This is a genomic window from Nocardia sp. CNS-044 (assembly GCF_059570515.1).
Genome location: NZ_JCANSX010000009.1, coordinates 57,066 through 76,337, shown reverse-complemented (window position 1 = coordinate 76,337; position 19,272 = coordinate 57,066). Strand labels below are relative to the sequence as shown.

Sequence of the window (19,272 nt, the reverse complement as noted above, 5' to 3'; positions counted from 1 at the left end):
CGCGCGGCGCGATCTCACGAGTTGACCGGTACCGAACCGACTGCGGTCTCGGCTTCGGGCTCGCGCGCCTGCAACGCGGGCAGGTGCGCGATCGCGATCGCGATACCCGACACCACGGTCAGGACCGCCAGATACACACCGATCAGCAACGAACTGCCGGTGCCGGTGAAGATGGCGGTGGCGATGATCGGCGAGAGCGAGCCGCCGAGGATGGCGCCGAACTGGTAGCCGATCGAGGATCCGCTGTAGCGCACTCTGGTCGGGAACAGGTCGGCGATCAGCGCGGGCAGCGGCGCGTACTGCGTCGTCTGGGCGATCAACGCGATCGAACAGGCCAGAATCGCGAGCGCGACGACGCCGGAATCGAAGATCGGGAAGAAGATCAGCGCGGCGATGGCCTGGAAGACCGAACCGACGACCATCAGCTTGTTCCGGCCCCAGCGATCGGCCATGGCCGACAGCACCAGCATCGCGACGAACTGCACGGCGCTCACCACGATCACCACGACCAGCAGCGAATTACGTGTGTAGCCGACCTCTTTCGTGCCGTAGGACAGGATGAACGTCAGCACGATGTAGCCGACGGCGGGGCTGGCGGCGGAGGCGAAGAGCGCGACGAGCACACCGAGCGGATAGCGGCGCAGCACCTCCACGATCGGTGCGCGCGCGGTCTTGCCGTGCGCGGATTCCTTGGCGAACAGCGGGCTTTCGGCCAGTTGGCGGCGCAGCCGCAAACCGTAGAGGACGAGCGCGATACTGGCCACGAAGGCGATCCGCCAGCCCCAGTCGTTGAACGCGTCGCCGGTGACCGCCGAGAGCAGCAGCATCGTCGAGTAGGCGATGATCGCGCCTGCGGGCACACCGAGCTGGGTGGCCGCGCCGTAGAACGTCTTGCGTCCGGGGGGCGCGTTCTCGACCGACATCAGCGCGGCCCCACCCCATTCCGCACCCACGGCCAGACCCTGCAGCAGGCGGAGGATGAACAGCAGGATCGGTGCGGCGACACCGATCTGGGCGTAGTTGGGCAGCAGGCCGACCAGCACCGTCGAGCCGCCCATCAGCAGCAGCGACATCAACAGCACGCGCTTGCGGCCGATCCGGTCACCGAAATGCCCCGCGATGACACCGCCGAGCGGGCGCGTCAGGAAGCCGACCGCGAAACTGGCGAACGCGCCCAGCTGGCTGATCGCCGGATTGCTCGACGGGAAGAACTGCGGCCCGAAAATCAGCGCCGCCGCGGCTCCGTAGAGAAAGAAGTCGTACCACTCGATCGCGGTGCCGATGAAACTCGCGGTCGCGGCCTGTTTGGCCGCGGCCGGAGTGATCGGTTTGCTGATTTCTGTGGGCTGGTTGTGCATCAACCCGCTCCTGTTCGAAAAGGTGACTGAATGCCGATCAGGAAAGGCGACAGCGGGAGCACGCTCAACGGATCTTTTCATTCAATGAGAACTGGGTCACAGTGCGCTGTGCTGCTGTGAACCCGCGGTCAACGCAGGCGAAGCGCTCGGATCGCATTGCCTTTCATGATGTCCGGCAGTAGAGCCGAATCGATCTCGAGCTGGGCGAAGTCGCGGATCCAGCGCTCGGGGGTGATCATCGGGAAGTCGGAACCGAACAGCACCTTGCGTGCGAGCTGGCCGCGGATCGCGCGCACCAGCTGCGCCGGGAAGTACTTCGGCGACCAGCCGGACAGGTCGATGTAGACATTGGCTTTGTGGGTCGCGACCGAGATGGCGGCGTCCTGCCACGGCACCGACGGGTGTGCCATGATGACGGTCAGGCCCGGGAATTCGGCGGCGACGTCGTCGAGCAGCATCGGGTCGGAATAGCGCAGTTTGATCCCGCGCCCGCCCGGTAATCCCGCGCCGATACCGGTCTGGCCGGTATGGAAAAGGGCGGGGACGCCGAGGCTTTCGATTTCGGCGAACAGCGGATAGGCGCTGCGGTCGTTGGGTGCGAAGCCCTGCAGACTCGGATGGAATTTGAATCCGCGCACCCCGAATTCGGTGACCAGCCGGCGGGCCGCGCGTACCCCGGCGAGCCCGCGCGCGGGGTCGATCGAGGCGAACGGGATCAGCACGTCGCGGTGGGCCGCGGCGGCCGCGGCGAGTTCCTCGTTCGGCAGAGCCGGATGCCCGGTCGCGGCCTCGGCGTCGACGGTGAAGACGACGGCGGCCATGCGCGCGGCGCGATAGCGGGCGGCGAGTTCGTCGACCGTCGGCCGCGGCGGGGTATCGGTCTTGAAGTACGCCTCGGCCGCGGTCATCAGCTCGGTGTCGAGAGCGAGGTTGCCGCAGTCGTCGGCGTGGACGTGCGTGTGGACATCGATGGCGGTGATCGCGTCGAGGTCGATGGCGGTTGTCACAGCATTGACCTCGGTGGTCTCGGAGTGGTACACATCTCATCTATATCAGTAAAGCTGATGATTGAGCGAACGGAGGCGGCAGCATGGCCCGATCCTCGAGCGGTGAATCCTTGCTGTCGCGTGTGGTGCGTATCTACGAGGCGTTCGGCCCCGATCACCGGGCCGTGACCCTCTCCGAACTGGCCCAACGCAGCGATCTGCCGCTGGCGACCGCCTCGCGTCTCGTCAACGAGCTGATCGACTACGGCTGGCTGCGACGGGACGCGCAGCGCCGGGTGTGCGTCGGCGTCCGGATGTGGGAACTCGCCTCCCGCGCCGCGCCGACTCTCGGCCTGCACGACGCGGCCTATCCGGTCATGGCCGATCTGCATGCTGTCGTCGGGCACAACGTGCAACTGGGCGTGCTACAGGACCGTGAGGTGCTCTACATCGAACGGCTCGCCGCGCCGCAAGCCGTCCGCAACCGGGTCCGCGTCGCCGGGCGGCTCCCGCTCCACGCGACCTCGAGCGGGTTGGTTCTGCTCGCGCACGGACCTCGTGAGTTGCAGGAATCGGTGCTGTCGGGTCCGCTGCGTGCGCTGACGCCATACACCATCACCAGTCCCGATCTGCTGCGCGCGACGCTGGGCGAGATCCGGCGCACCGGCTTGGCCTACTGCCCCGGGTTCGTCGACGAGTGCGCCACCGGCATCGCGGTGCCGGTCCGCGCGGCGGGCGGGCGGATCGTGGCGGCGCTGTCGGTCGTCGTTCCCAACGACACGTCGGCCCGGACGGCGGTTCCGGCTCTGCATGCGGCAGGTCGGGGGATCTCCCGGATGCTCGGTGCCACGGCTCAGGCGCGAGTAATGGTTTGAGCGGGATGCGGATGGCGGGCGTGTCCGTTAGGCGCCGCACTCTCGCACCTGCCGACCGTGGTCGCGCTACGACTATGCGGAAAGGCCCCGGGGCCAGCGTGATTCGCTCCGCGTGATCCGGCGGCGACACGCCCGGGCGGTCCGTCCGCCTCCGTACGACGTGACTTTTCCGCGACCGTTTCGTAATCTATTGGTGATCTTGTCCCCGACACGCTAGCCGGTGATCGACATCATGCCTGGTCAACATCGAAAACGGACCGCAGCTTCGAAGCTCATCCCTTCGGCTGTGTGTGGCAGCGTGGCGACCGCCGCCGTCGTGCTGGGGGTGACGGTCCGGCTGAGCCCGGTCGCTCAGCCGGTCGCCGCAGTCGATTCGCCGTCGGCCGCCGCTGCCGAATCCGGCTCGGCCTCGACCACCGGGCCGTCGGCAGCTCCGCTGGCGGGGGCGGCGATCGCCGCCGAGCTGCCTCCCCTGACGGAAAAAATGGCCGTACAGCACCCGCCTCCGTTCGTCCCGTGCTCGACGGAACTCGTCGGCACGCGGCCGCATGTGGCGCAGGTGGGCAACATGCTCAAGAAGACGTTCGGCGTCAGCGAGGTCGGCGGCGCCGTCGGCCGTTGGGACGGCGACCACGGCGCCGGCCTGGCGCTGGATTTGATGACCTCCGATTTCGCACAAGGCGACGCGATCGCCGAATTCGTGCTGGCCAATCGGCAGCGTTTAGGCGTGACCTATGTGATCTGGCGGCAGCGATACAACGACGGCAACGGTTGGTCGTACATGGAGAACCGCGGGAGCCCGACCGCCAATCACTACGACCACGTGCATGTCTCGTTCGCCAGCGCCACCCACGTGGACGTGAGCTGCTGAAGCTTTCAGCTCGTCGTTATGGCCGCTTCGCGTAGTCGGCGAAGCCCTGCCAGTCGAGCATGACGCAGGGTTCGTCGCCCACGGTCCACGCGTCGTGGCCGGGCGGGACGATCATGAAGTCGCCGGGGCCGTATTCCTCTTGCTCGCCGCTGTCCATGGCCACCACCATGCGACCAGAGACGCAGTAGCCGATGTGGGCCGACTGGCAGCTGTCGGTCTGGGCAATCGGCTTGACGTGCTCCGACCACCGCCAACCCGGTTCGAACACCGCCCTGCCCACCGGCCCTTGTTCCATGTTGACGAGATCGACTCTGCCCTTGTCCTGCTGGAAAGGACGAGTTTCCTCCGGGGATTCGAAACTCCGGCGCACTAGACCAGCCATGGTTCTCTCCTTCGACGGCCCCGACGATGCGTGGTTGTGGCTTTCGACAGCAAATCGCAGTTACCGGATAGCACTCGTGATCGACGGCAAACGTCACACGATTGGCCTCCGATGCGATTTCTCCCGAGAGTGGGTAAGCGGGTAACGGGTGCGCTGTCGGGCTGGACTTCGGCCGATGTTCTCGATCCTGATGGAGGGCCGAACCGGTGACGCATCCGCCCAGTGCTGCACACCGGCGAAATACCCGGTGTGCAGCCGGGCGGTGCTATCGGCTGGTTCCAGGCATCGGGGGCGACGCGATCGGTGCTGTCGTGCGGGTGGTCGATCTACAACGGAGGTTGTCGTGCACAGTGATTCGCAGCAGGCCAAACGACCCGTCAGCGCGGTCCTCGCGGGGCCGTACGGGCATCCGTTCCATCCCATTCTCGTCACGGTTCCCATCGGGGCGTGGGTGGCGAGCCTGATCTTCGACATCGGCTCCCACGTCGTCGACGACCCCGAGTTCCTGGCCGAGGGAGCGCGCTGGCTGATCGCCATCGGTGTGCTCGGCGCCTTGGCCGCCGCCACGATCGGCTTGCTGGATCTGCTGGCGATTCCCACCGGCACCGCCGCGTTCCGCACGGGCTTGCTGCACATGGGCCTGAACCTCGCCGTGACGGTCGCTTTCGCGGTCGGTTTCCTGTGGCGCGGATCCGATCCGACGGGAGCGGTGAAAGCCGGTCCGCTGGTGCTGTCGGTGGTGAGCCTGGCCGCCCTGGGCGTCTCCGGCTGGCTCGGCGGCAAACTCGCCTACCACTATGGCGTCCGGGTGGCCGACGAAGCCACGCAAGCCGCCGGATTCGAACGCTGACCATGACGGCATGACCCGGCCCTGCGCCCATTCGGTGTCGCAGGTCACAGCGCCGCGCTGTCACAGAGTTTCGGCCACGCAAGGACGCGGCCACTCAGTTGACCCGTGCCGACGACACCGTTCGTGACGTGTCCTTCGGCGGACGCGTCGCGGTCGTGCTGAAAGAAGTGGCGACCAGAAGCGCGTTCGCCAGCGCGCGGGCGGGACGCTCCGCCCTGTGAGGTAGCCACCGCGCCACAGGAACGGCAACACGCAATATCGCCACTGTCACGGTGCCGCATCATTGCCGCGACGTCGTTCGCGGAGTGCCCGCCCGGCGCCGGGGGAGACCGTAGGGTCGGGTCTGCCCGAGATCGTTCCGCGAGAAGGAGGCGACACGAAATGCCGAAGTACCTGTGGCGGGTCAGCTACTCCGAGGATGGGGCACGCGGCCTGCTCGCGCAGGGCGGCACCGCCCGCCGAGCGGCCATCACGGAAATGGTCGAGAGCGTGGGCGGCCATGTGGAGGTCTGCTATTTCGCTTTCGGCGAGGACGATCTGTTCGTGATCGGTGACGCTCCGGACGAGGTTTCGGCCGCGGCGCTCGCAATTCGCACCGCGGCCTCCGGTGCGGCGATCTCGCACACCGTGACGCTGCTGACCCCGGAACAGGTCGACCAAGCGGTCGCGCGAGAGGTCACTTACCAGCCGCCCGAAGCGTCCTAGGGTTCCGGTCCGCCGCATCCCGTGGTGCGGCGGACCGCCCGCGTCCGTTACGCGACCGGCCGCTGGTCGAGGCGGGTTCGCGCGTAGGCGAGGACATCCGCCGCGTAGTCGGCCCGGTCCGAGACGCACTCGCGGAGTTGATGTATCGCGTCGTCGAGTCGCGGCCCCGGTCCGTGGTCGGCGAGCAGGACGACAATGGCCGCCAAGGTCGGCGCCTGCCGATCGGGTCGGGCCAGGAGTTCGTCGAGGTAGCTGTCCGGTTCCAGTAGCCGTAATGCTCTGCGCGCGTAGGCGTGAACGCGGCGCGGAAGTTCGGCGCGGATGGTGTCGATGTCGGATTGCAGCGCTTGGCGGCCTGCCTGTGCCGGGTCGAGCCGCAGGGTCCACGGCTCGGTCAGTCCGTCGGGTAGGGAGTCGGCGCCGACCAGGTCGGGACCGGTGGCCGCATCCAGGGGAACGGGCGGTAGGCCCAGTCGGGCGTTGCGCCAGTTGCAGTACTCCCACCAGGCGGTGGGCGTGGCGTTCATGGTCAAGCCGAATCCGAGAACCTGCTGTCCGTCGGTCCATGTGCGGGAGACGCGGGTGCGACCGACGGAAGCGACTCCGCCCGGCGCGACGCGGGTCCACGTGGGCTCGCTGCCGTGAAACCCGTACGGCTGTAGCAATTTTCCTATCTCTTGCAGCAGACGACGCACTGCCGTATCGGGGCTGACCATGCCAGGCAGATTAGCGACGAGCCCCGACACGGCAGCACGCCCGCACCTGTGCCGCCGTTTGGCGCGGTCTAGCGGGTGCGGGGCGAGTGAAGCTGTGATTGTCGCTTTCGCCGGTATGTAGTTGTAGCCCAGTAACTTCGGGCTGGTCGCCGTTTCGGGGACGCGGTACTGTGCGCGGCGATGACTACCCCGGTGGGGACAGGAGGATCGGCGATGATCGGCACGGTACGGATCGCGCTCGTGGTGGCGGGGGTGGCGCTGGCGACCGGTTTGGGGATCGGTGGCTCGGCGGCCGAGGGGGACGAATGGGAGGGTGACCACACCGCGATCGACGCTCGGGTGTGCGTCGACGGCGGTGGAGTGGTGGTCGGGCGAATCTGCGAAGGTGGTGTCTACACCGGCTACATCGTCGGCTAGCTCGCCGCACCGCCTCCCCCCAGCTGGGATGCCGCGCGGTCTGCCCCGGATCGGAAATCCGTTGCGCGGCAGTGCCATCGGCGTTCATCACCCAGATCTCTGCTCCGGGTTCGGGTGCGGGATTGCGGGTGTAGAGAATCTTCGTGCCGTCGGGGGAGAACGCGGGACCGTTCCCGCCGGTGGCGAGCTCGACGACATTGCCGCCGTCGGGATTCATCGTCGCAATGGCCCGCCCGCCGACGACGATCCCACGCAGGCTGGGGCTGCTGGGTGTCGAGACCGGAACCGCCTGCGGCGTGGCCGAGTCCTCGAGTGGGCGTAGCGTGTCGCCGATGAGCCGGTCGATCTCCTCGGCCGCACCCTTACCTCGCCGCCGCTGCGCGTGAGTACCTCCAGCGTCGGGTGATCCGGTCTCCGCCGATCCGAGCATGTATCCCGCAGGGTGTCTGGCGACAGACAGGGCAAGCCCGAAGACGCAGACGGTATTCCTGAGATAGTGTCGCCCCGTTACTAGCCGCGACTCCCGCCAGGGGACGAGGAGATTGGCAGGTTGGACGAGATCCGTACGGCAGCGTTGCTGGAAGCGGGGAACCTTCGAGCGCAAGGTGCCTACAGGGCGGCCGCCGAGGTTCTGCGGAAAGCGTGCGTCGAAGCACTGCACGTCGATCTGCTACGCGCAAATGACGAGCTGTTGGGCGAATGCATTGGTAGGGAGGAGTTCGCCGCCGCGCTGGTTCTCGCCACGACTGGGTGGGAGAACATCAGAGCAATCCGAGGCGATGATGAGGTCGTGCTCGAACGCGCGACCACCGTGCTGATTGTCGCCCAGAAACTGGGCGACAACAAGCGGGCCGCGGCGTTCGCGGACTATATCGTGCGAGGCTGGCGCGAGTTGGTGCCGCCCCGTCATCCGGAGTTACTGCGGGCGTTGTTGGATGCGGCGGACGTGGCGATGGATGCCCGCGAGTTCGAGCGGGCTCTCGAGCTGTACACCGAGCTGGCCACAAGCGTGGGACCGGGCCAACGAGATCCGACGGCGGACGCGTCTCTACGCGCCCAATGTCACTTTCTGGCAGGAATGCTGGCCGCCCGTCTCCAGTCTGGCGACAAGGCCGAAGAACACTGGCAGCGGACTATGCACTACGCATCACAGCTCTCGGCGGAAGTAAGGCGCCCGCTGGAGATCGGGGCGCTGCTGCAAATCGGCAACCTGATGCAGCGTTTCGGAGATCTCGCAGGTGCGACAGAGCAGCTGATACGGGCACACGGCTTGGTGCGCGAGCACATGGAGTCGTCCAGCGAACCCGTCTGGCTGAGCGAGGAAGCGAGTGGAACGGCCGCGGCCAATGAGCTGTTGAATCTAGGTATTCGGCTGATCCGCGCTCAGGACCTGCCTGAGGCCGAGTACGTGCTGCAGTCCGCGATGGACTTGTTCAACCGCACCGGCGACCGCTATGGCGTTGCCCGTGCTGTGCACATGATCGGGCAGGTCTACCACTCGATGGGGCACTTCGACCATGCGGAACGCAACTATCAGCACGCGTTGAAGGTGCTGCGCAGTTCGGCGGCGTCTTCGGAGCAGTGCGCACCGGTGTTGATCTCGTTGGGTGCGCTCTATGAAATGGGCGGCCGGTACGAGGAAGCGACAGCTGCTCTCCGTGAGGTCGTTGCGGCGCAGCCCACCGACGCAGGTCCGTCCGAACGCGTCGCTGTCCTGAACGGCCTTGCCCGGCTGGACTATCGTCTGCGACGGGACCAAGACTGCGAACAACGGCTAGTAGAGGCCATCGCCCTGCTGCGTACCTTGCCCGACAACAAGGACGGGCTGAGCAAGTTGCTCGCCAATCTTGCTGAGCTGTATGCCTCGACCGGTCGTGCCGTCGAGGCACTCACGACCTTCGACGAGGCTCTGGCCCTGGACGACCGCTGGCTGATCGAAGTGTTCAGCCGTGGGTCGCAGCGCCAGTGGCTCGCGGCGGCGAGCGCGTCACGGTTCCGAGTGGACCAGATGCTGTCCCTGGTGTTCGCCGAGCTGTCTGGCGATCCGACGGCAGCTGCCATCGTCGCCAGCGCAGCACTGCGACGCAAAGGCCTCACCACTCGCGCGGCAAGATCGTTGATCGATCGTGCCGCACGCAAGTCCGACGCCGATCCATTGGTAGCCGCACTTGCCCAGGAAGCAGCTGAATTGCGCGCGACGATTGGAGCGTGGCAGCTGGCAGGGCCTGCACTCGGACATGAGAAGGAGCATGAGGATCGGCTGTTCGCCGGTCGCCGGCAGCTGGACGCTATAGAGGCGGAGATCGCCACTCGGGCACCCCATGTGAGCGAGTCGGACCTGTTCGGTGTGCCGCTCAGCGAGCTCATCTCTGCAATCCCGTCACAGGCCGCGCTCGTAGAGTTTCGCCGTTTCACGGTATACGACTTCCACTCCGAGGACCGCAGCGAGGCAGGCATGCGGCGCGGAACGCGCTACGCGGCGATCATCTTGCGCGATCGAACCAGTACCGTGGTTGTCGATCTGGCCGACGGTGATGTGATCGACCGGCTCGTCGACGGCTCCGTCCGGGAACTCAGTGGCCAGCAGGCAGAGACGGACGATCCTGCCGAATTACGCCGCGCACTCATCGAACCACTGGCGCCTCATCTGGACGGTGTAGAGCATCTGATGCTTTCCCCGGACGGCGAACTGACCCGACTGCCGTTCGAGGCACTGCCGTTGGGCGAGGGCGGGCATGTGATGGATCGCTGGTTGGTGTCCTATGTATCCGCGAGTCAGGACTTGATGCGTGGCACAGCTTCGTCATCGCACACCGAGCCGATGGTCATAGCCGCCCCTGATTTCGATCTGCTGGCGTCATCCGACACGACTGGGCCATTCGCCCCGCTTCCCGGGGCGTATACCGAGGGCGAGAAGGTCGGTGCGCTACTCGAGGTCACGCCGGTGACAGGGGCAGACGCGGTCAAAGCAGAGGTACTCAGCGCCCGTAGTCCGTTGGTGCTTCACCTGGCCACGCACGGCTTTTTCTCGAGCGCCGTCCCGCCACCGGTGCTGCGCCCCGAACAGTTCGCCAAGGGTATGACGATCACCGCGGCGGATGTGCAACGTCAGCTCGTCGCGCTCGACGGCATCTTGTCCACCCCCATCGAGTTCGTCGAGGTCGGCCCGAAGGACGAGTTCAAGCGGTTGTCCGGCGAGGGCGTGAACGATCCGATGCTGCGGTCAGGTCTGGCCTTGGCGGGAGCCAACTCTTGGCTGGCGGGCCAGGACCTTCCGCCGACCGCCGGCAACGGTGTCCTCACCGCAGCGGACTTGGCGGATATGGACCTCACCGGGACCAAGCTGGTTGTGTTGTCCGCCTGCGATACAGCCCATGGCGATTCACACGTTGGGGAAGGGGTGTTCGGACTGCGCAGGGCTGTCACGCTCGCCGGTGCCAGGTGCCTGGTGATGACACTATGGAAGGTCCCGGACCGGCAGTCCACCGAGCTGATGACCGATTTCTACACCCGGTTGAGGACAGGCGAACCACCACCGATCGCGCTCGACACCGCACGTAAGACGTTGCGCCGACGCTACCCGCACCCGGCGTATTGGGCTGCGTATATCTGTCAGGGCAGCGTGGGATCTGTATTCCTTCCGGAGGACCCTCGATGATCACGCTGGCAGCGCTGATGGCGCAACTCGACCGTACGGCCGAACCCGGCGAACAGGTGCCGACCATCATCGTCGACGCCGACGCCGACGCTGACCCAGCGGTCGCCTCTGCATTGACGTACTTCGACGACGACGACGAACGTACGTCGGTTCTGGTTCATCACAGTGGCGCGGTTCTCGGTGTCCTGTCCCGCGAAGCGGCGTATACATTGCCGCCGCCACCGCAGTATCTGCGGCGCGATGCCGATTTGGCGGGACGTGCGGTGCTGCCGGGCCAGCCTCGCTGGGAAGTTGTCGCCCTGCACTGTCCGCAGCCCGGCTGTACCCGGCGACTCGGCCTCGTCTTGTACGCGCCAGAGCTACCCCGCTGCCCGGTTCACTCGGATCCCATGGTGGCCGAAGTCCGATGACAGCCGCGAGTTTGCCTGGCCTCGGCCAGAATCTGGGTCGTCGACTCACTGTTGTCGGAGCACTCCCGGCACTTGTCGTTGTGCTGGGCGTCGCCGTGCAACTTGCCGCCGGCGCGCCGAATCATCCGCCGAGCCGTCAGCACCTGGTCAAGACCTTCGAGGGGCTCAGCGCCACCGAGTGGACGCTGGTCGCGGTGGGCATCTTGGTCGCTGTGCTGGTGCTTCAGCCGTTTCAGGTCGCCCTGGTCCGCGCGCTCGAAGGGCATCCGCTGCTCCGAGGCCCGCTGAAAATCATCGGTCTGCCAATGCGAGCCGTCTGGACATTCCGCTGGAACCACCTGAACGCACGTCAGCAAACCCACGATCCGGACAGCGCCGACAACGGCAAGCTACTCGCCGCGGCTGCCGCGATGAGCCGGCTGCCGAGCAGAGAACGTCTCTTGCCCACCCGGCTCGGCAATACGCTCCGAGCCGCCGAAGACCGTCCGGCAGATCGTTACGGCCTCGATATCGTGGTCGCCTGGCCACATCTGCACAGCCTGCTGCCCGAACGCGCAGCCGCAACCACAGACGACGCCCGCGATCAACTGGACGCTGCTTGCCGTTTCACTGTCGCGTTCGCTTCGCTCGGCGTGGTATCCGCTTTCCTGCTTTCCGGCTGGTGGCTGGTCACCGTCGCGCTCGCATCCGCCATTCTCACCGTGCTGGCCTATAGAGCGACTATCGCCGCCGCCGGCACATACGGCGAACTGGTGAACGCTGTTGTGGCACTGCACCGCTTCGATCTCTTGAAAGCGCTTCACCTGCAACTGCCCGACAACACCGAATCGGAACACAAGCTGTTCAAAGCTGTATCGCTCCACCTACGCCAGGGGTGGCCACTGGACGTCGGCTACCACCACGACTGACTCACGTTTCGATGTCCCGATGCCGCATCGACGGGTTGCGGTGAGGGTGAACCGGCAGCGTCGCTGGGTCTCTGGCGGTGCTCGAACGGCGCCGGGCGATCGACGGTCGCGGAAGCATTGGCGCAGCGATAGTTTCGGAAAGGGGCCCGGATGTTCATTCGATAACGGCGGCCGCGCGCGGCGCCGCCCGCGTTCTGGTCATCGTCCGGGTGCTCGCACCCGTGCTGGCACGCGATCTGGTGCGGCGGCGCACCGGTCGCCCGTCAGCGCTGGTCGCCGAGCTGCCCGGCGCGTTCGTCGCGCTCGGGCCGATCTTCGTGAAGTTCGGACAGTTCGTCGCGTCCTCGCCGAGCGTCTTCGGGACGGCGGCCGCGCGGGAGTTCGCTCCGCTGCTCGAACAGGTCGCGCCGGTGGACGTGGCGCTGATCCGGCGGCGCATCGAGGCGAGCCTGGGCGTCGAGGTGGGCCGGTTGTTCACCGAATTCGACGACGAGCCGCTGGCGTCCGGGTCCATCGCGCAGGTGCACCGCGCGGTGACGAGCTCCGGTCATTCCGTAGCGGTGAAGGTCGTCCGGCCTGGCATCGAGCACACCGTCGCCGCCGACGTGACGCTGCTGCGCTGCGCGGCGGTCGTACTCGGCTGGACCGCCGAGGGACGCCGGTGGAACATCTCCGGCGTCATCGAGGAGTTCACCAGGCTTTTGCCGCGGGAACTGGATCTCGCGGCGGAAGCGGACGCGATGCGGCGGTGGGCCGCGGAACTGGCTGCCGCCGGTTTCACCGGGCAGGTTCGGGTGCCCGAGGTGTACACGGAGTGGTCGTCGCGCTCGGTGCTCACCATGGAATTGATCGAGGGGTCGACGATCATCGAGCCCGCGCCGGGAGACTCCGAGGTGTTCGACGGCGAGTCGATCATGAGCAGGCTGACCCTCTCGCTGTTCCACACCGCGCTCAAAGGCGGGTTCTTCCACGGGGATCTGCACGCGGGCAACATTCTGATCGACCGGGACGGCGGGGTCGTGCTGATCGATTTCGGGATCGTCGGCGAGCTCGACGAGCCGACGCGTCTACAGATCAAACACTGCATCGCCGCGCTTCTGCTCTTGGGCGACTTCACCGCGGCGACCCGCGCGCTGGTGCGCCTCGGTGTGCTCAGCGCCTCGGCACCCGTCGAGCAGTTGGCCGACCGGATCCGCGCGGTCGCCATGCACGCCGACGCGCCGGTCGGCATGCTACGGCTCGGCGACGTCGGCACCGAACTGCGCGCGCTCGCCGACGAACACGGCATGACCATCCCGCGCAACCTGGTTCTGGCCGGTAAGCAGGTCGTCTACCTGGAGCGCTACATGAAGCAGGTCGCGCCGGGCTGGAATCCGGTGTCCGACAAGGCATTGAGCCGCTTCTTCGCGGGCGTGCTCGCGGAATCCCTGCGCGCGACCTCCTGAGTCGCGCGGTCGCGGGCAAGAGTCGCGGTTGGAGTGAGGACATGATGTGGAACAGTGACGACATCGTCGTCGATCCCGAAAAGGTACGCGCGCACGCCAGCGCGGTCGAATCGACGCTCGGCAACGTCAGCCAAGCCAAGCAGGCCGCCGACTACGTGGCCAAGTTGGACGACGGCTACGGGCTTTTCGTCATTATGGTTTCGACCAGAAGGCGCTGCTTCCGAGGATCAACAGCGACGGTGCCGAACCGGGGCTGCTCAAAGGTACGCCGCTGGGAGATACGTGGGAAGCCGGCGGGCTGGTCAAGGAAGCCTTGAATGGGGAAGACCCGGTCAAGAATTTGTACAGCGCGGCTCTCAAAGCTTCCTCGGTAGCCGTCGCCGCGGCGGACGTGCTGGAGTACCGGAGTCGCATGGCCGCAGGGGTTCCGCTGGCGAAATTCGATCCGTTCAATATCGTGGGCGCCCTGCTGATGGGCTGGATGCTGGAGAATGTCGAGCCGCTGCGCAAGGCGCTCGACTGGGTCACCGGGAACCCGGACATGGTCAAGGCGTATTCCAAGTCCTGGGAGAACATCTCCGATGTGCTGACCAAAGCCGCCGCGACATGGAACACCGAACTCGACAAAGATGTCAGTGAATGGGCCGGTGCCGCCGGTGCGGCCTACAAAAGCAAGGCCGACGCGTTCATGGCGGACATCGAGGCTCAGGCCTCCTTCGCCGCCTCGCTGAGCAAAGTGAATGCCGCGCTCGGTGATCTGGTCGAGGGCGTTCGCGGTGTCGTGACCGAACTCCTGAACTGGCTGGCCGGTGTACTCGTGGAGGCTGCCGCGATCATCATCTGCACCGGGGGGACGGCGTCTTTCGCGGCGGTCGCCCGTGCCAGCACGAGCATCGCGGGCGCGGGTACGAAGTTGTCGAGTATCCTGCTCCAGCTTGCGAAAGAAGCGTCGACGATCATCGGAATGGTGCCGAAACTCATTCAGATCGTGCAGGGGGCGACCGAGGCTTCCATCAGATCGGCGACCGCGTAGGCCGGGCGAGATCGCAAGAGGAGACGTGGTGGGGAGATACCGTAGTACGTCCGCCTTGCCGCTACCAGCGGATTGGGAGCGAAAAGCGTTCGGCGCGTATCGCTATGCGGTGCTGCCGTTCGCGTGTGCGCTGGTCTTGTGGCCGATCGTTGCGGGCGTGATCTGGGCAGTCGTGACAGGTGCGGGATCGGATCGATGGGCCGGACTCCTCGGGGTCGCGCTACTGGGTCCCCTGGCCGCCTCTTTCACGATGTGGGGATGGTCGGAACTCCCTCGAACCGCTCCGGTGGCTGCTGACATCCGTGTCACCGATGCCGGGCCCGCACTTGTGCTGCCGGTACCGCGCCCTTCCTCCGCCGGAAGCTTGCTAGCCGTAGCGGTCGGAGTGGCCTTGCTCGGGGCCGGACTGTGGCAGTTCATCGCCTCGTTGAACGACGACTGGTCGACCGGAGCCGCGTTGTTCTTCCTCATTGCCCTGCCCGCCTTGTTCGCCATCCTCCTCGGCCTTGGTACCTACAAACCTCGCAAAGTCCTCGGCAACGTCGGTATCGTGCTCACGGCACAGCACGTCGCGATCGATTACGGCAATGGCCCGACCAATGTTGCCTGGCAGGACATCTCGGCGGTCGGCGCCCGAAACCGCCGAGAAGGGTTCAGATTCGGTAGCGGCACCAACGTGACCACGCTTGTCACCGGCGATGCCGACACCGGCTACGGAACCATCGACATGGGCCACAAGGACCTCGAGACCGACCCGACCCGGGTTTACCACCTGTTCGTGTTCTACGTGCGCAATCCGGGGCTGCGCTCCGAACTCGGGACCGAATACGGGTTGGACCGCTTCCGGCGCGGCGGGTACGCGCCGGAGCAGCCCCCGGCCTTCATCGATTGAGATCCATGCCCTCGACAGCGGTCCTGCCGACTACCAGGGACGCTTGACCCGCCCGGTCGCGGCTGCGGTCAGCCCGCCTTCGCGGCCGCTTCGTGATAGGCGGCGGTCAGCTCCGCGAGCACCCCGTCGGCGGGCGGCGGCGCGCCGTGGAGGTGGGTGGCGCGTAGTTCGGTCATGAATCGTTCCCAGAGTGGCGGGCCACCCGCGGCCAGCAGCTCGGCTCGCACGGTCAGTTCCGGTGTCGTGTCCAGCCAACGTGCGCCCCACGCGCCGAGCTGCGCCATGACCGGGACGAGTTGGATCGCCGCCTCGGTGAGGCGATATTCGACCTTCTGGCGGTGGCTCGGGTCGTCGTGGCGGGTGAGCAGTCCCGCGGCGACGAGTTTGGCGAGGCGGTTGGCGAGGATGTTCGACGCGATGCCTTCGATGGACGCGGTGAGCAGCTCGCGGAAGTGTGTGTTGCCGCCGAACACGATGTCGCGCAGGACGATCAAGCTCCAGCGGTCGCCGAGAAGCTCGACCGTCATGTTGATCGGGCAGCCCGATTTGCCCGGGGACACCGGCAGCTTGTCATGGGCAACTGGTTGCGACACGGGATCAGTCTAGGTTAGGTTCCTAACCGATTGCATATTGCAACCAGAAAGGGGAGTTTCCATGACACAGATGGTCCGCGTGCAGAACTTCATGGTGTCCGCCGACGGATACGGTTCGGGCGAGGGGCAGAGCTTCGAGTGTCCGTTCGGTCACGCCGATCCGAGTGCGTTCTTCTCCTGGGCGGGCGCCACCGCGCACTGGCCCACCCGGACCGAGCCGGGTGGAACCTACGGCCTCGACGACTACATCACTCGCGACTACCGCAACAACATCGGCGCGGAGATCATGGGGCGGGGCAAGTTCGGTCCGCAGCGGGGACCGTGGGAGAACTACGACTGGCAGGGCTGGTGGGGCGACGAGCCTCCGTTCCGCACACCGGTATTCGTCCTCACCCACTACGAGCGACCCTCGATCACGCTGGGGGACACAACATTCCATTTCCTGGATGCGACTCCCAAGGACGCGCTCGCGCGGGCGTTCGAGGCCGCCGAGGGCAAGGACGTGCGGATCGGCGGCGGGGTCGCCACGATCCGGGAGTTCCTCGAAGCCGACCTGATCGACCGGATGCACTTCGCCGTCGCGCCGGTCGAGCTCGGTCGCGGCGAACGACTGTGGACGAGTCCCGACGAACTCGCCGACCGTTTCCATCTGGAGCGGGTCCCGCGCCCGAGCGGGATCGTGCACCACTTCTTCTGGCGGAAATGATCTTTTCGACGGCTTCGTGAGGAGGTTGCCCGACCGCGTCGGACGATGAATGGAAAGCGGTCCCCACCCCTTTCCACTTTCAACATATAGCGCACAGGGGGGCTTGCGGCAAGGCCCCGGTTGTCACGCACAATGGCCCGCCGAAGCCAGAACCTGCGGAAATGGGGTGTCGCGAAGTGCGCGGTGTGTTGTCGACGTCCGGGTCGCAGAAGACCGGCGTCCACGGGAACCCGAGGAATCGTCGAGCCAGCGAAAGTGAGGGGCAAGTGTCGACCCGGCGGTACGAAGACGAATTGCGGTCCGAGCGGAGCTACGTGGACGGGCTCTACGCGCGGCTCGACGCCGAGCGCGCGCGAGTGAAGGGCCGCTACAGCGCGGCGTTGCGGGGAAACGGCGTGTCACCGATGGAACGGGATTTCGAGGTGCGCGCGCTGGGCAAAGAGGTGCGGCGGCTGGACGTGGCCGACAACGGGCTGTGCTTCGGCCGGTTGGACTCCCTCTCGGGCGAACGTCTCTACATCGGCCGGATCGGCCTGTTCGACGAGGCCAACGAGTTCGAACCGCTGTTGCTCGATTGGCGAGCGCCCGCGTCGAGCGCGTTCTACACCGCCACCGCCGCGCATCCGGAGAACATGCGCCGTCGCCGCCAATTCCACACGCGCGGAAGGCGATTGGTCGATTTCACGGACGAGGTCCTTGGTCGCCCCTGCGGTCGCGAGCGCGGCGACGCGGCCTTGCTCGCGGCGGTGAACGCGCCGCGCGGTGCCGGGATGCGCGACATCGTGGCGACGATCCAGGCCGAACAGGACCGGATCATCCGGCTCGATCACCCTGGCGTTCTGGTGATCGAGGGCGGCCCGGGCACCGGGAAGACCGTGGTGGCGCTGCACCGCGTCGCGTATCTGCTCTACACCCAGCGCGAGCGGATGGAGCGGCACGGTGTGCTCGTGGTCGGGCCCAATCCGGCGTTCTTGACCCACATCGGCCGCGTCCTGCCCTCGCTCGGCGAATCCCATGTGGTGTTCACGACCACCGGCGATCTCGTGCCCGGTCTGCACGTCACCGCCGAGGACGCCCCGGAAGTCGCGCGGCTGAAGGGCTCGCGGAAGATCCTGGACGTCCTCGCTGCGGCGGTCGCCGATCGTCAGCGGCTGCCGGAGCATCCGTTGCCGATCGCATTGCAGGACGTCACGGTGCGGATCGACGCGCCGACCGCGGAATGGGCCAGGGAGGAGGCGCGCGCGAGTGGATTGCCGCACAACCAGGCTCGTGCGGTGTTCAGCGAGATCGTCACGTACGTCCTCACCGAGCGGGCGATCGCCCGGATCGGCCGGGGCTGGTTGACCCGTGACGACCGCGAGGCGTGGGAGCAGCTGCGGGCCGACCTTCTGGCGGAACTCGCGGACGACGAGAGGTTCACCGCGGCGCTCGACGAACTCTGGCCGATACTGACGCCGGAAACATTACTGGCAGAGCTGTATTCGTCCCCAGAACGGTTGCGTGCGGCGGGCGCGGACCAAGCACTGTGGCGCGCCGACGGCGACGCCTGGACGGTATCGGACGTGCCGCTGCTCGACGAACTCGTCGACCTGCTCGGTCGCGACAAGTCGGCCGACGGGGACGCCGAGCGGGAACGCAAGGACGAGGCGGCGTACGCCGCGGGCGTGCTGGACCTGATGATCAGCCGCGAAGACCTGATGGACGACGAGGACCATCTGCTCGCCCAGGACATGCTCTACGCCGAGGATCTCGCGGATCGGTTTCTCGAACGCGACACCCGCGAGGTCGCCGAACGCGCTGCGGCGGACCGGGATTGGACTTACCGGCACGTCGTGGTGGACGAGGCCCAGGAGCTGTCCGAGATGGACTGGCGGGTGTTGATGCGGCGCTGTCCCGGCCGATCGTTCACGGTGGTCGGCGATCTCGCCCAACGCCGGTCGGCCGCCGGAGCGACCTCGTGGGACGCGATGCTGGAGCCGTACGTGCCCGGCCGGTGGGTCTACCGGTCGCTGTCGGTGAACTACCGCACCCCGGCGGAGATCATGGCCGTCGCCGCCGCGGTGCTCGCCGAATTCGCACCCGGGGTCGAGCCCCCGGAATCGGTGCGCGCCTGCGGCGTCCAGCCCTGGTCGAGGCAGGTCGCCGCGGACGAACTGCCCACCGCCATCGAGGAATTCGTCCGTGACGAAGCCGATCGCGAAGGCACCAGCATCGTGATCGGGCCACCCGGCGTGCCGGGCACGGTGCCCGCGTCGGAGACGAAAGGCCTGGAATTCGACGCTGTCCTCGTCGTGGAACCGGAACGAATCCTCGCCGACGGCCCTCGCGGCGCGGCCGAACTCTACGTCGCCCTCACCCGCGCCACCCAACGCCTCGGCGTCCTCCACCAAGGTCCGCTACCGCGGTCCCTGACCGGGCTCACCGAGACCGGACCACGCGCCCACGCCGGAATTCCGCGGTAGGCGTT

General features: G+C 66.7%; 19 protein-coding genes. 14 read left to right on the top strand and 5 right to left on the bottom strand.

Features of this window, described 5'->3' with window-relative positions; genetic code table 11:
* Positions 1-14 precede the first annotated feature (14 nt).
* Complete coding sequence (locus T333_RS23105) at positions 15-1,358, bottom strand: MFS transporter (RefSeq protein WP_355002461.1); 1,344 nt, start codon at positions 1,356-1,358, stop codon at positions 15-17.
* 128 nt (positions 1,359-1,486) lie between these two features.
* A complete protein-coding gene (locus T333_RS23100) occupies positions 1,487-2,365 on the bottom strand; it encodes an amidohydrolase family protein (RefSeq protein WP_496425817.1) in 879 nt (292 codons plus the stop codon).
* An 83-nt stretch (positions 2,366-2,448) separates the two neighbouring features.
* Here T333_RS23100 and T333_RS23095 point away from each other — a divergent pair, with 83 nt between their 5' ends.
* Positions 2,449-3,219: an IclR family transcriptional regulator gene (locus T333_RS23095; protein WP_496425816.1), complete on the top strand. Its 771-nt coding sequence runs from the start codon at positions 2,449-2,451 to the stop codon at positions 3,217-3,219.
* Positions 3,220-3,439: 220 nt separating this feature from the next.
* Positions 3,440-4,090 (top strand): VldE C-terminal domain-containing protein, encoded by a 651-nt coding sequence (locus T333_RS23090; RefSeq protein WP_496425815.1) that lies wholly within the window; start codon positions 3,440-3,442, stop codon positions 4,088-4,090.
* 16 nt (positions 4,091-4,106) lie between these two features.
* On the opposite strand, the gene T333_RS23085 is transcribed toward T333_RS23090, so the two are convergent.
* Positions 4,107-4,472 carry a cupin domain-containing protein gene (locus T333_RS23085; protein WP_496425814.1) on the bottom strand — a complete coding sequence of 122 codons (366 nt, stop codon included), beginning with the start codon at positions 4,470-4,472 and terminating at the stop codon, positions 4,107-4,109.
* A 343-nt stretch (positions 4,473-4,815) separates the two neighbouring features.
* On the opposite strand from T333_RS23085, the gene T333_RS23080 reads away from it, so the two are divergent.
* On the top strand, positions 4,816-5,322 hold the full coding sequence (locus T333_RS23080) for a DUF2231 domain-containing protein (RefSeq protein WP_496425813.1): 507 nt from the start codon (positions 4,816-4,818) through the stop codon (positions 5,320-5,322).
* Between the two features lie 381 nt (positions 5,323-5,703).
* On the top strand, positions 5,704-6,027 hold the full coding sequence (locus T333_RS23075; protein WP_355002467.1) for a GYD domain-containing protein: 324 nt from the start codon (positions 5,704-5,706) through the stop codon (positions 6,025-6,027).
* A 47-nt stretch (positions 6,028-6,074) separates the two neighbouring features.
* On the opposite strand, the gene T333_RS23070 is transcribed toward T333_RS23075, so the two are convergent.
* Positions 6,075-6,743: a hypothetical protein gene (locus T333_RS23070; protein ID WP_357248879.1), complete on the bottom strand. Its 669-nt coding sequence runs from the start codon at positions 6,741-6,743 to the stop codon at positions 6,075-6,077.
* A 213-nt stretch (positions 6,744-6,956) separates the two neighbouring features.
* On the opposite strand from T333_RS23070, the gene T333_RS23065 reads away from it, so the two are divergent.
* The 8 genes from T333_RS23065 (at position 6,957) to T333_RS23030 (ending at position 15,506) form a co-directional block, all read left to right on the top strand.
* Positions 6,957-7,160, top strand: a complete 204-nt coding sequence (locus T333_RS23065) for a hypothetical protein (RefSeq protein WP_355002469.1) — start codon at positions 6,957-6,959, stop codon at positions 7,158-7,160.
* Between the two features lie 550 nt (positions 7,161-7,710).
* Positions 7,711-10,818 (top strand): CHAT domain-containing protein, encoded by a 3,108-nt coding sequence (locus T333_RS23060; RefSeq protein WP_496425812.1) that lies wholly within the window; start codon positions 7,711-7,713, stop codon positions 10,816-10,818.
* On the top strand, positions 10,815-11,228 hold the full coding sequence (locus T333_RS23055; protein ID WP_496425811.1) for a hypothetical protein: 414 nt from the start codon (positions 10,815-10,817) through the stop codon (positions 11,226-11,228). The genes T333_RS23060 and T333_RS23055 overlap by 4 nt, the downstream gene beginning before the upstream one ends.
* On the top strand, positions 11,225-12,136 hold the full coding sequence (locus T333_RS23050) for a hypothetical protein (protein WP_496425810.1): 912 nt from the start codon (positions 11,225-11,227) through the stop codon (positions 12,134-12,136). The genes T333_RS23055 and T333_RS23050 overlap by 4 nt, the downstream gene beginning before the upstream one ends.
* Positions 12,137-12,345: 209 nt before the next feature.
* Positions 12,346-13,581, top strand: a complete 1,236-nt coding sequence (locus tag T333_RS23045; protein WP_496425809.1) for an ABC1 kinase family protein — start codon at positions 12,346-12,348, stop codon at positions 13,579-13,581.
* Between the two features lie 41 nt (positions 13,582-13,622).
* Positions 13,623-13,898, top strand: a complete 276-nt coding sequence (locus tag T333_RS23040; RefSeq protein WP_357248896.1) for a hypothetical protein — start codon at positions 13,623-13,625, stop codon at positions 13,896-13,898.
* On the top strand, positions 13,895-14,614 hold the full coding sequence (locus T333_RS23035) for a WXG100-like domain-containing protein (protein WP_496425808.1): 720 nt from the start codon (positions 13,895-13,897) through the stop codon (positions 14,612-14,614). Before T333_RS23040 ends, T333_RS23035 begins: the two co-directional genes overlap by 4 nt.
* A 109-nt stretch (positions 14,615-14,723) precedes the next feature.
* Complete coding sequence (locus tag T333_RS23030; RefSeq protein WP_496425807.1) at positions 14,724-15,506, top strand: hypothetical protein; 783 nt, start codon at positions 14,724-14,726, stop codon at positions 15,504-15,506.
* A 68-nt stretch (positions 15,507-15,574) separates the two neighbouring features.
* Here T333_RS23030 and T333_RS23025 read toward each other — a convergent pair whose 3' ends face one another.
* A complete protein-coding gene (locus T333_RS23025; RefSeq protein WP_357248905.1) occupies positions 15,575-16,099 on the bottom strand; it encodes a winged helix-turn-helix transcriptional regulator in 525 nt (174 codons plus the stop codon).
* 61 nt (positions 16,100-16,160) lie between these two features.
* Here T333_RS23025 and T333_RS23020 point away from each other — a divergent pair, with 61 nt between their 5' ends.
* Entirely contained in the window at positions 16,161-16,805 is a 645-nt protein-coding gene (locus tag T333_RS23020) for a dihydrofolate reductase family protein (RefSeq protein WP_496425806.1), read from the top strand.
* A gap of 266 nt (positions 16,806-17,071) precedes the next feature.
* Entirely contained in the window at positions 17,072-19,267 is a 2,196-nt protein-coding gene (gene helR, locus T333_RS23015) for an RNA polymerase recycling motor ATPase HelR (RefSeq protein WP_496425805.1), read from the top strand.
* Positions 19,268-19,272 lie beyond the last annotated feature (5 nt).